Origin of the sequence: Sediminibacterium salmoneum NBRC 103935 (genome assembly GCF_000511175.1) — a bacterium.
Lineage (GTDB): Bacteria > Bacteroidota > Bacteroidia > Chitinophagales > Chitinophagaceae > Sediminibacterium > Sediminibacterium salmoneum.
Genome location: NZ_KI866530.1, coordinates 1,506,994 through 1,521,920 on the forward strand (window position 1 = coordinate 1,506,994; position 14,927 = coordinate 1,521,920).

At 37.8% G+C, this 14,927-nt stretch carries 9 protein-coding genes; 2 read left to right on the forward strand and 7 right to left on the reverse strand.

Features of this window, described 5'->3' with window-relative positions:
* Nucleotides 1-11 precede the first annotated feature (11 nt).
* The gene (locus P767_RS0107170) at nucleotides 12-1,268 is read left to right on the forward strand and encodes a homoserine dehydrogenase (protein WP_026763959.1); all 1,257 of its coding nucleotides are present in this window, start codon (nucleotides 12-14) and stop codon (nucleotides 1,266-1,268) included.
* A gap of 88 nt (nucleotides 1,269-1,356) precedes the next feature.
* Nucleotides 1,357-1,989, forward strand: coding sequence for a phosphatase PAP2 family protein (locus tag P767_RS17625; protein WP_051417214.1), 633 nt, complete (start codon nucleotides 1,357-1,359; stop codon nucleotides 1,987-1,989).
* Here the strand turns inward: P767_RS17625 and P767_RS0107180 are convergent.
* The 7 genes from P767_RS0107180 to P767_RS0107210 all read right to left on the reverse strand — a co-directional run bounded on the left by P767_RS0107180 (nucleotide 1,986) and on the right by P767_RS0107210 (nucleotide 14,892).
* The gene (locus P767_RS0107180; protein WP_051417215.1) at nucleotides 1,986-3,446 is read right to left on the reverse strand and encodes a M28 family peptidase; all 1,461 of its coding nucleotides are present in this window, start codon (nucleotides 3,444-3,446) and stop codon (nucleotides 1,986-1,988) included. The two genes, P767_RS17625 and P767_RS0107180, sit on opposite strands and share 4 nt — an antisense overlap.
* A 41-nt stretch (nucleotides 3,447-3,487) precedes the next feature.
* Nucleotides 3,488-5,767, reverse strand: a complete 2,280-nt coding sequence (gene bglX / locus P767_RS0107185; RefSeq protein WP_026763961.1) for a beta-glucosidase BglX — start codon at nucleotides 5,765-5,767, stop codon at nucleotides 3,488-3,490.
* The gene (locus P767_RS0107190) at nucleotides 5,767-7,542 is read right to left on the reverse strand and encodes a discoidin domain-containing protein (protein ID WP_051417216.1); all 1,776 of its coding nucleotides are present in this window, start codon (nucleotides 7,540-7,542) and stop codon (nucleotides 5,767-5,769) included. Before P767_RS0107190 ends, bglX begins: the two co-directional genes overlap by 1 nt.
* A 3-nt stretch (nucleotides 7,543-7,545) precedes the next feature.
* A complete protein-coding gene (locus tag P767_RS0107195; protein WP_026763963.1) occupies nucleotides 7,546-9,228 on the reverse strand; it encodes a glucoamylase family protein in 1,683 nt (560 codons plus the stop codon).
* A 12-nt stretch (nucleotides 9,229-9,240) separates the two neighbouring features.
* Nucleotides 9,241-10,653, reverse strand: a complete 1,413-nt coding sequence (locus P767_RS0107200; protein WP_037351682.1) for a glycoside hydrolase family 30 protein — start codon at nucleotides 10,651-10,653, stop codon at nucleotides 9,241-9,243.
* A 32-nt stretch (nucleotides 10,654-10,685) separates the two neighbouring features.
* Nucleotides 10,686-13,979 carry an FG-GAP-like repeat-containing protein gene (locus tag P767_RS0107205; protein WP_051408480.1) on the reverse strand — a complete coding sequence of 1,098 codons (3,294 nt, stop codon included), beginning with the start codon at nucleotides 13,977-13,979 and terminating at the stop codon, nucleotides 10,686-10,688.
* A 76-nt stretch (nucleotides 13,980-14,055) separates the two neighbouring features.
* On the reverse strand, nucleotides 14,056-14,892 hold the full coding sequence (locus P767_RS0107210) for a LamG domain-containing protein (RefSeq protein WP_161631494.1): 837 nt from the start codon (nucleotides 14,890-14,892) through the stop codon (nucleotides 14,056-14,058).
* Between the last annotated feature and the right edge of the window lie 35 nt (nucleotides 14,893-14,927).

Sequence of the window (14,927 nt, forward strand, 5' to 3'; positions counted from 1 at the left end):
GCAAAATTAAAATGGAAACACACAAACAGTTAACAATCGGATTATTTGGATTTGGCGTGGTTGGAGAAGGATTGTACAAGGTATTACAACAGACCCCCTCATTAAAGGCAAGTATTAAAAAAGTCTGTATTAAGAATGCAGACAAGAAAAGAAATGCACCTGCAGAATTATTTACATCCGATAAGAATGTATTATTACAGGACCCTGAAATAAATGTAATTGTAGAAGTGATTGATGATTCAGTAGCCGCTTTTGATATTGTATCCACTGCATTAAAAAATGGCAAATCAGTAGTAAGTGCCAGCAAAAAAATGATTGCAGATAATTTGCCTGCATTACTGGCTTTGCAAAAAGAAACAGGACTACCCTTTTTGTATGAAGCAGCCGCCTGCGCTTCTATTCCGGTTATCAGAAATCTGGAAGAGTACTACGACAACGATTTATTGCATTCCATTAAAGCCATCGTAAACGGTTCCACCAATTTCATCTTAACAAAAATGTTCGAGGAGAAACTAGATTTTTCCGCAGCCTTATTGCTGGCTCAACAACTGGGTTTTGCAGAAAGCAATCCTAAACTGGATGTGGAAGGATACGATGCATTAAACAAATGGACCATTCTGTTAAACCATGCTTATGGAGTGGTAAGTGCCCCCTCAGAAATTTTGTTCACAGGAATTCAGAACATACAGGGTTCCGATGCACTGGTAGCCAGAGAAAAAAATCTGGATATCAAGCTGATTGGTCAGGCTAAAAAATTAAAGAATGGAAAAGTAGCTGCGTTTGTGCTACCACAATTTGTACCCGTACAGGATCCTCTTTCCTTTGTAAAAAATGAATACAACGGGGTTGTAATTGAGTCTGGCTTTGCTGATAAGCAATTCTTTTATGGAAAAGGGGCAGGTAGCTTTCCTACTGCTTCTGCAGTGTTAAGTGATATTGCTGCATTGCGCTACAATTACCGGTACGAATACAAAAAACTCTACCATCACAAACCACATGAACTAACCAACGACTACTACTTAAAAGTATATGTAAGTTTTGATGACCTGAAATATATACCGAAAGAAGAATTTGAATGGATTGAGGAATGGCATGCACAGGCCGAAAGAAAATACCTGATAGGCGTATTGCATTGCAGTAAACTCATTAACCAGCAATGGTGGAAACAAAACAATACTTCACTAATTCTGGCACATGATGGTATCATAGATGATATTGATGTAGTAAACCTGAAAAAGAAAAGCCTGGAACTGGCAGGCGTTATTTAAAATAGCTACTTGTTTTTGGGTGGAACCCCGTTCTGTGGGGCGGGGTTCCTTTTATTGTCAGCCCCTATCTTTGCATAAAACCCAGCTATTGACAACGCTTAATACCAACGCATATAAAACAGCCTCTACCCTAAGTATTGTATCAGGCACGCTTTTACTTCTATTCAGTTATCTGGGGGGTAAAGACGAACTCTTTCTTTTATTAAACGGAGATCTGGGTAAAATAGCTGATTATTTTTTTGCAGCATTTACCTATGCAGGAGACGGGATCCTCTGGGTTCCGGTAGGTCTTTATTTTATTTTTTACAAACGAAGATGGCTTCCACTGGTGTTAAGTGCCATTTTATTTTCAACACTCTTTGTACAGGTTGGAAAGAAAATTATTTACCCCAATGAAGCAAGACCTACAGCTGCTATTGAAGCAGCAGGTACCAATCCCATACATACCGTGAAGGGCGTTACCGTACATACCAGCAATAGCTTTCCTTCCGGTCATACAACTACTGCATTCAGCTTATTCCTGCTGGGAACACTGGTAATTCCCTACCGTTATTTCTGGATTCCGGGAATTGTAATGGCTATTTTAGCAGGATACTCAAGAGTTTACCTGGCACAACATTTTCCACTGGATGTGGGAGCAGGCATATTCTGCGCAGCCATCTCCATCTGGATATCGCTAAAAATTCAGCTATACGTTGATTCAAGGAAAAAGCTGGCCTAATCCCAACGCCATTCACCTGCAATTTGCAAAGCTTCTTTCAGGTTATTTTTAATCATGAAATCCCGAACTTCCAAATCAGTAAATCTTTTGGCTTTCAGTTCTTTTGAATCGGCTACACCATAGAGCAACATGGCTCCGTAGCGAACGGTGTTCCTAAGTCCTTTATCATCCACCAGTTTAAAATCATCGCAATCCGCATGATAACAAGGGCCCGCATTGTTGGGCAATCTGCCCCCGGCACCGCCGCCAGTGGGTATTCCCTGTAGCATAAACGGCTGGTGATCGCTATGCAATCCGGCTCCGTTGTTGAATAGGTTTTTATAACTGGTGTCAAATGTTTGTGCAATGGCCCCTATCCCTTCAAACAATTCCTTACTCTCTATAATAGTAGTAGAAAACCCTTTAGGATCATTGGTCATGTCGTAATTCAGCATATACCTGATCTGGTTAATGCTCTTATTTTTCATTGCCTGATCTACATATGCCCTGGAACCCAATAGCCCTTGTTCTTCTCCCATGAACATTACAAATTCAACCGTTCTTTCGGGTTGTAGTTTCAATGCCTGAAATGTACGCGCCATATCCATCACTGCAAAAGATCCGATTCCGTTGTCAATAGCGCCGGTTGCCAGATCCCAGCTATCCAGGTGACCACCAATAATTACTTTTTCATTGGGCTGAGTTTTCCCTTTAATAGTAGCTATTACATTTCTGGCTTTAATTAAACCCGACTGATTGGTCATATCAATTGCAGCATAATGCGTTGTCTTCTTCATCTCTTCCTTTAGCTTCATGCCATCTTCCTTACCAATGCAAACGGCAGGATCGGGAATCAACTTGCCTGTAACAGATGCAGTGCCAGTTAACAGTATTCCACCATTTGCTGTATTGATGATGATAATCCCTTTTGCTCCGTATTTGGTAGACAAAGCAGTTTTTTCAGAACGATGCAAATTCTTCAAACCCGATTTTGAACCAGGCAAAATTCCCAAATAAACCACTGCAATTTTCCCTGTTGCCTTTCCCGGATTACTGGTATAATCTTCTTCCAGACCATTTCCCATGTCAACCAGTTCCAGTTGCACATTGGCTTTTACAGGAGCATGCGCCAGAGAAACAGCTTTCACTGCCTGCAGGTTATTTTTATCTGAACCAATCTTAACCGTTAAGCTCCCCCTGCTCCAGCTTTCCACTTCAAAGGGTTGATATTTTACATCTTTGAATCCATAAGACTTCAATAAATTATAAGCAAACTCTTCCGCCTTCTTTCCATTCTCCGATCCCGTTAATCGATGACCAATGGTCTCCGTTGCAGTTTTTAAACTACTATAGGCTTTTGAATGCTGATCTACTTCAGTATTAATTTTAGAAAACACCGTTGTCCATTCAGGTTTTACCTGCGCGCTTGCAGCAGTTGTAATCAACCCTGCTAAAAAAAAACTTGAGAAGAATTTCATTTAGAATAAATTGTAGTTAGGTTACTATTTTGCTTTTCAAGTTACTTATTCCAGTTTAATCTTGCAGATTTTAATGTTTGAGCGTCTGTTCCAATAAAAATGTCAAAATCGCCAGCCTCCCAATCCAACTTTAGATCATAATTATAAAATTTTAAGTCCTCAGGAGTAATAGTGAAACTTACTTTTTTAGATTCACCCGGCGCTAAACTAATTTTCTGAAATCCCTTTAACTCAAGTACAGGTCTGGTGCTGGAACCAACCAAATCTCTTATATAAAGCTGAACCGTTTCTTTCCCTTCATACGAGCCGGAATTGGTTAACATAACACTAGCAGTAACTGTCTGATTTCCCTTTGCCTTAGTGGTGCTTAATTCCACATTTCCATAACTAAAATTAGTATAGCTCAATCCGTATCCAAATGGATATAAAGGCTCATTACTTACATCTAAATAATTGCTCTGAAATTTTTGAAACCAGGGCCCCCTCAAAGGTCTTCCGGTATTCTTATGATTATAAAATAATGGAACCTGACCTACATGCTGTGGAAAAGTAGCCGTTAGTTTTCCTGAAGGATTAACATCTCCGAATAACACATCAGCAATAGCATACGGCCCTTCAGACCCAGGGAACCAGACATTTAAAATTGCCGGAATATTTTCATTTTCCCAGTTGAGTGTTAAAGGTCTTCCCGTGAATAAAACCAACACAACCGGCTTACCGGTTTTTAAAAGCGCTTTTATTAAATTCTTTTGAACAGCTGGAATATCAATTTGAGCACGGCTGCTGGCTTCTCCGGTCATTTCGGCACTTTCTCCGCCAGCTACAACAATAACGTCTGATTTCGCCGCAGCTTCAAGCGCTTCATTTAACAATTGCTCATCCGTTCTATTGTCACGCTTCAATGATTTCCCGAACATGCCTGCGCGCTCCTCAAATTTAGCATCTTCATGTAAATTAGATCCCTTGGCATAATGAATGGCAACTTTATCTCCAATAGTTTCTTTGAATGCCTGCAACAATGATGTGGCTTTACTTAAATTTGCAGCTACACTCCAGGTACCTCCCATATTTTCTTTGTTATCAGCCAAAGGACCAATCAGTGCAATTGATCCTGACTTTTTTAATGGAAGCGTCTTATTGGCATTTTTCAATAAAACAAAACTCTGAGCTGCAATAGATCTGGCTTCATTTCTATTTGTTTCAGAAAATATTTCTGTCTTTGCACGGTTGTCATCTATATACCTGAATGGATCATCAAATAAACCCAGTTTGTACTTGGCTTCCAAAACTTTTCTGCAAGCTTCATTGATTCTGGCAATCGAAACTTTTTTATCTTTTACAGACTCACCCAAAGTGGTTAAAAATCCTTCCCCAACCATATCCATATCTAATCCGGCATTCATAGACAAGGCTGAAACCGTTTTAAGATCGCCTACTCCATGTGCAATCATTTCGTTCACACCTGTATAATCCGAAACCAACAATCCTTTAAAACCCCACTGTTTCTTCAATACATCGGTTAATAACCATTTGTTGCCATGTGCAGGCAATCCGTCAATTTCATTAAAGGAAGCCATTACAGATCCTACCCCTGCTTCAACAGCAGCTTTATAGGGGAGCATATACTCATTGAACATTCTAACCCTGCTCATATCGGTTGTTCCGTAATCCCGACCCGCTTCTGAAGCACCATACAGTGCGTAGTGTTTTACACAAGAAAGCAAGGTATTATTTTTAGACAAATCATCTCCTTGATATCCTTTAACCATTGCTTTTGCAATTTGCGCCCCCAGAAAAGCATCTTCTCCATTACCTTCAGAAATTCTGCCCCATCTGGGATCTCTTGATACATCAACCATCGGAGAAAAAGTCCAATTGATACCATCTGCAGTGGCTTCATTGGCTGCAATTCTGGCTGATCTTTCTATAAGATGCATATCCCAGGTGGCACTCATTCCCAATGGAATGGGGAATAAGGTTTCATAACCATGAATAACATCCATACCAAACATCAATGGAATTTTGAGTCTGCTTTTTTCTACAGCCAGTTTTTGCACTTCTTTAATCTTGGCAACAGATTTAATATTAAACAGCCCACCTACTTTTCCTGCTACAATTTTCTTGGCAATATCAGAGCTTTCAGCTGATCCGGTAACGATATCACCGGAACTTGGCAAGTTGAGTTGTCCCAGCTTTTCTTCCAATGTCATTTTTGCCATTAACTGATTAATAAATAGATCCATCTTTGAATGCTGCGCATATAAAGTATTAACACATAAAAATGCAAAAGCTAAAACCAGGCGCTTAATAAAACTTTTCATTAGTCTACTTTTAAAATTTTAGATTTAACAGAAACTCCATTTTCGTTGATTGATTCAATGGTATAATAATAGGTTTTTTTAAGATCCATCCCTTTAAACCAATACTCATTGGTATCATGAACCATAATACAATTATACAATTGATCGGGATGGGTACCATAATAAATATTGTAAGCATATGCATTATCAACGGGAGACCATTTTATCCAGGCACTTCGTTTATCCTTCTCGGTTCGCAGAACCATAAACTGTTTTACGGAATCTGGAAGCTGACCATTTCCATTTCCAAAAACCCTTAACCCGCTTAAGGCAAACTTACCACTAGCCATATGTACATTTTCAATCTTTATGAATCTGGTAGAAATTGGTTTTTCAAGTTCAATGTAATCATGAGGAACATCTGTTTGATTATTGCTTTTATCTTTCAGCAGTGTCCACTTTTTACCATCCATTGAAGAATAAAGTTTATACTGATGAAATAAATTGGTTCTCTTACCTAATATATCAGCATCCTGATCAGCATAATTAATTTGAATAGCATGAACGGTAGATATGGAACCCAAATCGGACTGGAACCACTCACCACTATTACCGGTTGATGCACTCCAATAAGTTTTCATTTGTTCATCTACTGCCAGATTGGGTGTATGTCCACCCAATGAAGAGGAAGCCATTACTGGTTTTTGATAATTCAGCAACATCCATCCGGTAAAAGCAGGATTTAATTCGCGAGGTTGTATTTCTGTTTTCCTAAAGGCAGGTAAATAATGCGGATAATCGCCAAATGCAGTGCTGGTCCACATCATATCCTGAGCATCAAAACCAGCAGGCCATATTCCAATTCTTCGTTCAAAATTATTTTTAACTGACAACATGATGGTACTCACATGCCAATATCGGTTGTAAATATCTGAGAATGTTGCACCATGTCCTGCACCTCTTGCAAAACCACCTAGCTTCATACTCAATGGATCCGACTGTTCTGTAAAATATCCAAGTGGGCTGTCTGCCACTGCTACTCCATCTGCATATCCGCTGAACTCTGTACCGGGTGCCCCATATTGTAAATAATACTTGTTCTTGTATTTAGTTATCCATGCACCTTCCATAAAAGGATCCAGGAATGTGTTATCCATATGTTCCCCAAATCTTTGCCATCCATATCTCCAGGCTTTTAAAGAATGAATTTCTTTTCTGGTTCCAATTGGTTGAAATGTTTTCCTATTTAACTCTATCCCATATAATGGATATACATTACTACTGCCGTTGTACATATAGAATCGTCCATCATCATCGGTAAAAAATGCAGGATCCCATCCACCAATTTCAAAAGAATCTACCAATGGTTTCCAATCATTCGCCTTAGGATTTGTACTCATCCACAAAGTAAATTTACTGGTATAGGTTGAGCCAAATACAAGCATTGTGTCGCCCACTATACCAACTGCTGGTGCGCATAATTCATCGTACCCTTCATTCCAGGGTCGTAGAAATTTTCTGGAAACGAAATTCCAGTTCAACATATCATTACTCCACCAATAGCCCCACTGGTTGGTACTAAACAGATAGTAATCATTCTTATAATTAACGATTACAGGATCTGCTGTTGCGCGATGTCTTCCCCACTCAGAAAAATTGGGGATAGGCGTAAAGCCGTAATCGATATTTATAGGATTGCAATAGGTCTTTTGCTGAGCCAATACATTTTTACCTGAAAAACAGGCAAGGAAAAAAATAAGATCGCAATAAGATTTCTCACCATTATTCAATTTCATTTATTATAAATAGGGGGCAGTAAAGCCTAATTTTTTCAAACCGTTTTTAATTTCCGGGCAAGCCGTAAATAGTTTCCAAATTAATCCTGATCGATAATTCTCAATCATAATAATAGAAGGACCCTGATCAATAGCTAAGGTAGAAGTAGAAAACCACAAATCCTGTAATTTAAAAGCATCGACAAAACCGTATTCTGTCCACAACTTATCGCCTAGCTTATAATAAAAAAATTTCAAGGCCTGCATACTTTCCTTAGGTGTAAACGGGAATGCTGACAAAGCGGCTGTAGGTGCTATTACACCCAGATCATTCGTAGGTGAACTGGCGGAATAACCATTGGGTATATCCGAAGCGCTTAATCCCCAACAGTTCTGGCTATAACCCCAATACATTTTGGGATTGTTAATACAATAATTATAATTGATTAAACTATGGTTCACCACTTGTTCCTGATAATCAGCAAAGGGGTCAGAAAGTCCACGGGGATCAATCCCAAGAAAACTGTATTGAGATAAAAATAAAGGACCTCCCAGCTCCGGACCAAGTGGCAATTTGTAATTATAATAAACTGCATTGTTCTTCATTGAACCATTTCTGGCAAAACCATTCAGATAGGTCTCACGTGGAATTGCATTGGTATTGGAAGAGGCAGCAAGCACATAGGTTATGAGACATTCATTCCAACCTGATATTTTCAGATTCAAATCCCATTGATAATCTGGACTCCAGTGCCAATATAAAGTTTGCTGATTGTTCTGGCGGAACCAATTCCAGTCTACTGCATCCCAGATTAAATTAATATTGTTTCGAAGAGTGGATTCTTCTGTATTTAAACCTGAAAAATACATTCTTGCGCTTAAGAGTCCTGCAATTAGAAAAGAAGTTTCAACAAGGTCTGCTCCATTATCTTTTATACTAAACGGAACAACATCTCCGGTAATCCCGTTTAACCAATGAGGAAAAGCACCATGAAAACGTTTTGCTTTATTTTGAAGAAAAGATACAATGGTCTTCATTCTTGCGAGACCCTCTGAACGTGAAATGAAATTTCGCTCAACAGCCACTACCAATGCCATAATACCAAAACCCGTCCCCCCCGATGTAACAATATCACCTGAAGTATTTCTTTCCCTTGCCATTCCTGATATTGGATGACCAAAATTCCAGAAATAATTAAATGTTGCTTTTTGAACAGTGTCTAGTAAAGCTGCTTCTGTAAGAACAGGAAATTTATCAGTAGAATCCATAGTGGTGATAAAACCCATTGAAACTGGTATAGAAAGCGTCTGTTTACTTTCAGATTGCAAACTATTATCTATAGAAAGAATATACTTAGTTAAATAAGCCAGCGATGCCTGAGCAACAATGGAAACTGCACTATCATTTTGAAGAAAACTGTAGTTAAGCTTTACCGATTCATTACCATTCTTCAGTAATACTATGGCATTGGCAGCAATTGTTCTGTTTATTTTCTTATTAAACCGTAATACAATATTCGGTGTTGTATTCACATCATAACTGATAAGGTCTTTTGAAAAACTCTCGCCATTTATACTACTGCCTGCTAAAAGAAATGGCGTATTATTTACCACCTCATTTGATTGGTTACTTGCAGCTTTTTTACAAGATGTAAAAAATGCAACACTACAAAAAAGACCAATAAAATTAAATAAGAAAAATCTCATTATTCCAGATAGTTAAATTACAAAAGTAGCAACTGCCCCTGCGTTTAATTCTGCGCTCAGCCATTTCTGAGCATGCCGAATATTGAAGCTAGCTGTTTTAGATCCACTGTTTAGTACAATAACTACTTTCTTTCCGGTAGGAGTAATGAAAGCGGCTGAATAGAAGTCACCGGCAAAACTAGATGCAATTCTAACAGAACCAGCTGGAACAAATTTAGAGGCATGGGCAATAATATAATAACTCACATTTCTGGTTACGGTAGAACCAAAAATGTTCAGTGCGCCCTTACACTCAGTACAACCGCCAGGGGTATGCATAGATAAATCAGGGGTATTTGCTAAATTCCATTCCAACGCAACTTTACTATGATTACGTACAGAACCAATGATAACGTTTTTAATATGCCACATTAAATCTCCTCCAAATTGACCGTTTTTACCAGTCCACTGTTCTGTAAAATAAATTGCCTTATCTGGATGAGCCGCTTTAACTACTGATAAAGCACTGATATCTCCACTATACAAATGAAAGGCAGATCCATCTATATACTGCTTGGCTTCAGGGTCATTCAATATTGAAATAGGATAGTTTGGATTGTCACAATTATGGTCCCAGATAATAACTTTTGTAGTTATCTTATTCTTCTTGAAAGCTGGCCCTAAATGATTCTTGATAAAATCTGCCTGTTCAGAAGCAGACATTAAAAGGCTGGGGTTATTACCTCCGTGCTGAGGTTCATTCTGAATAGTGATGGCATCAACCTCAATACCTCTTTGTTTCATTGTCTGCAGATATTTAACAAAATAGTTGGCATAAACACTATAATATTTAGGTAGTAAAAAACCACCAATACTGCTTTGATTACTTTTCATCCATACGGGTGGACTCCAGGGTGAGCCCATGAACTTAATTGTAGGATTAATCGCTTGTATTTGTTTTATTATTGGTATAAGATCTATTGTATCCATGGAAAGAGAAAATTGATTCAACATGGTGTCCGTTTGACCAGCTAGAAGGTCATTGTAACTAAAAACAGTCTGACTAAGATCAGAAGCTCCAATACTGATTCTGAGATAAGAAATACCAATAGCATCTTCTGAGTTCCCAAACAATTCTTTCAGTAAACTCAATCTGGTCCCTGCATCCATTTGGTTAATAAGGTAAGCACTTCCTCCAGTTAAAGTATACCCAAATCCGTCTATCTCCTGAAAGCGTTGAGAGCTATCAATATCAATAACAGGATGCGCATTATTTACATTCCCTGTGAACAAAGCAATAGTCTGCTTCTTTAAAAGTACAGATTGATCAGCATTTGTAACCCAATAAAAAACAGTTTCCGTGGCCGGTGCGTCAATATTCACTTCCTGTTTCTTTGCACAGAAAAAAGAGAATATGGCTATTCCCAAAAAAGACATTTGCTTCATAAGGATAAAATTCAGATTCACGATAATTATATTTATTGAAAGAATAATAACGAATTGTTATTCCTGGATATCACCAATATTTTCTTGCCATCTTTACCCATAATCCATTTGGCATCCCGAAATTCACCAACCAATTCATTGAAAGAATTTTCTTTAGAAACAGAAACCAATTGCTTATCTATGGAAAAAGCCGTAGGATACAATCCATCATATTGTCCCTCGTAAGGTATAACACCATAAAAATTCCCACAGGCTAAATACAATGGCAGCTTCCCATTTGATAAAGAGGTAAATGAAAAAACAGGCGCAAGCTGTAATTGTTTTGGCAAGGAATGTTGAATAAACCCTCCCTTTGTATCGTTAATAAAATAGGAAGTACTCAGTGTTTCCACTTTTAACTCCTGATAATCCTTGAATAAATCATAGAACATATACTGAACTGTTTTCCCTGCTACCTCACTGTATTTTAAATAAGCTTTTTTTAAAACAGGCAGGGCCCTTTCCAACTCATCTTTTGCCAAAAAAGTGTATTCCTTCCCTTCTCTCGTATAGCATAATATTTGCTCAACAGATCCATTAGAATCAAAATCTTTGATGTATAACTTTAGCGGATTATTTTTTGAAACATTGAGCTTACTGTTTTCGCCCCAGTTTCCTGCAAAAAAATCTATATACCCGTCTCCGTTAATATCAGCAGAAAAGACAGATTGCCACAATCCGCTTGTTCCTGCAATCTCTTTTTTAATAAATTTTCCTTTGGCATTTTCAAACAATGTAATATTCATCCACTCCCCTGTTACTACAATATCTTGCCATCCGTCTTTATTAAAATCGATTGTAGTTGAACTGGTTGCAATGCCCAAAGCCGTTGCATCAATTGTGTTTTTATTCGCTAATGAAAACTTTCCATTCCCGTCATTCAACAATAAATAGGAGGACTGTGGAATACCAAACATTTTGGCATTGGCCAAACCAGTAACAAAAAGATCAATATCCCCATCTTTATCATAATCAGCATGAGTAAGAGAAGACTTATTATAAGCCAAGGAAGGAATAAGACTGTCAGCCACCATAAATCCCCCTTTTTTATCATTCAAATAAAAGTGGTCGAGCAATGCAGGGTTACCATCATCGTACTGATTCCCACCACTTACAATATATAAGTCGGGGTATCCATCCTTATTGGCATCAAAGAAATTTGCATCTACTTTTTCAGCATGCAAAGACATTCCCGCATTCGGCAATATCAGTTGTGAAAAACCCCCATCTTTTTTTTGAATCATTATTACGTTGGGTTGCTCTGAAGCTCCACAAACAAAAAAATCATCCAGCCCATCCTTATTAATATCGGCAACGGTCAACTTAGGTCCTCTGGTAGATTGTTTGTGAGGTATTAAATATTGCCTGTTCTGGTCAATAAAATCATTCTCTTTATGTTGCCAGTTCAGGTTTACCTGATTGGTAATATTGGTTAAATCAGATGGTTGTTTCTTAAAGAATTCGTTGTACACAAAATTCCCTTTGGCGTTGATCTGATCCACTTTCATCAAACCAGATTTGATATTAGATTTAATCACTTGATATTGCTGATTGGGCCAAATCACCAGAATACTGTCAGGCAGTTTTCCATCGGCTAAACCAAAGTGTAAAAAAGGTGTACTAGAAGATTGAAACCCCCTTGTCAACATTAGTTGCTGATACTGCAATTCAGCACCCTGAAACAAATATACTTTTGCCCCAATTCCAAAAGTATTTGCATTGTTTCCTTTAAATGAAAAAGCAAGATGATTGGTATTGGCATGAATATTCTTCAAAATAACAGCCGGTGCATTTATTGGATTAATCACAAGATCGAGTAATCCATCATTGTTTAAATCAGCGTAGGACGAACCGGTAAAGTATCCTTTCAATTTGGCTATTCCCCAATCTTCACTAACATCTGTAAATTCCATTTTACCATCTCCCTTAAAAAGAAAGGGATGACTTGCCCCATCAGGCATTTTATCAATAACTTCCTGATCAAATTTATCAGTAATATCTAGCCCCTTATTAGACTTCATATCACTTACAAATTGAACATAATCCAGGTCTACTGGTCTTTTTACAATTCCACTTGAAATAAACAAATCCTTCTTACCATCATTATCAAAATCTGCAAATAGAGGAGCCCAGCTCCAGTCAGTTGCTGACACCCCACTCAAAATGCTATTGTCGGTAAATGAAATCCCATTACCATTGTTGGTTTGCAGAACATTTTTTGAAAATTGCTTTTGATAGCCATTTCTATCAATTTTAAAATTGTAGATGTCCATATTTTCATCGCTACCATATGTCTTGAGAATTTTTTCATCCTTTGGCAACATATCTACTGTAATCAAATCCAATTGACCATCATTATTATAATCAGCAACATCATTCCCCATACTGAACCTGCTGTAGTGTCTGAAATGATTAGACCCCATTTCGGAAAATGTACCATTTTGATTGTTCACATAATAATAGTCGTTCTCATGAAAGTCGTTTCCAACATAAATATCATCCCATCCATCATTATTAAGATCTGCAATAGCTACACCCAGACCATAACCCAGATTACTCTGAAATATACCTGCATTAGCAGATACATCCGTAAACTTTCCGGTCGCATTCAAATCGTTTCTATACAGTCTATCTCCGGATAAAGAATCATATACATTTCTATTAACAACATTTATTACATTGGAATGTGGCTTATGAGATTGATTAAGAATAAAACAATCTAAATCACCGTCGCGATCATAATCAAAGAAAACAGATTGAGTACTAAAACAAGCTGTATTTAAATTGTACTTTTCAGACTGTTCTTCAAATACATTTTCCCCTTTATTTATGTATAACTCGTTATGTCCTTTAAGACCATATTTATTGCTCACTGTTGAAACATAGATATCCAACAATCCATCGGCATTCACATCAGCCATCGTAACACCAGAACACCAATCAGAAATTCCAGCCACTCCTGCCTGCTTCGTAATGTCTTCAAATACAAAATTTCCCTTATTCAGGTATAATTTATTGCTGCCTTTACTATTAGCCGTAAAATAAATATCAATCAAACCATCATTATTAATATCTCCCGTAGCTACGCCTCCGCCATTATAGAAATAAAGATAATACAGGATGCTTAGCCCATCTCTTTCTTTTATCTCATTTGTAAAATCTATATTGGAAACAGAAGAAGAAACCTGAGTAAACTTTTGATTACCATTTTTACAGGAAAGCAATAAGATTAGCATGCTAATCACTACCGAAAAGGCAGATGTTAAACTAAATTTACCTATTCTCATACTATCTCTATATTAAACAGTAAAGGACTGATTCAAATATGACCAGCCCTTTACCTTATCATTAAACTGCCAATAACTATTGTTTAGCTGCATACAATGAAGCAACTTCCGTTGCAGTCAATGCTTTGCCATATAATCTAAACTGATCCATAGCCCCTGTGAATGAACTAATCCATCCATCAGTTGGTCCGGTAATATTTGCATGCTTGTTCCATCCACCAATTACCAAATTGGTTGCCTGAGAAAAGTTTACAGCTCCTCTTGGATTGCCTGCATTCTTTGCATCAGTTTGTGTTGGAGTAAGTCCAGTTACCAATGCACCATCAAAATAATAATTCATTTTTGAGGTAGTATGGTCATAAGCATATACAATATGATGCCAATTACCATCGAACATTGGTTTTACAAAATCACCTTCCAGCCACTGATCCATTAAACCAAATTTCATAGTTGCCTTAGTAGCTGTCTGGTTTTCTACTAAAACAAATGCCGCACTGTGATGCCAGCCATATGTGTCATCTACCAATGAAAACAGAAACTCAGTACGTCCGGCCTGGGCAGCATTTTTTAGCCATAAAGCAATACTGAAGCTGCTTGTTGATTTAAAATCATTGGCAGATGGATACAATAGTGCTTTCCCATCAGCACCCTGAACTGCCTTTCCTGAAATACCAGAAATAGACGCCAAAGGATTGGCTGAAGCAAATGTGGCTCTAATACTATCTACGGCATTCATCAATGGATTGGATGTACTTCCGTCAAATGCCGTATAAAACTTTAATGGGCCACCGGGGGGATTGGCATCTTTAACATAGTTTCCTAATGCCGGGCGATCCATTTTTTGACAACCTGTTAAAACAAATGTGTTCAATGCGATAGCAGCGGCGATAAATATTTTAAAATTATTTTTCATTACATTTTTTTTGTGAGTGAACATTAAAAAAATAC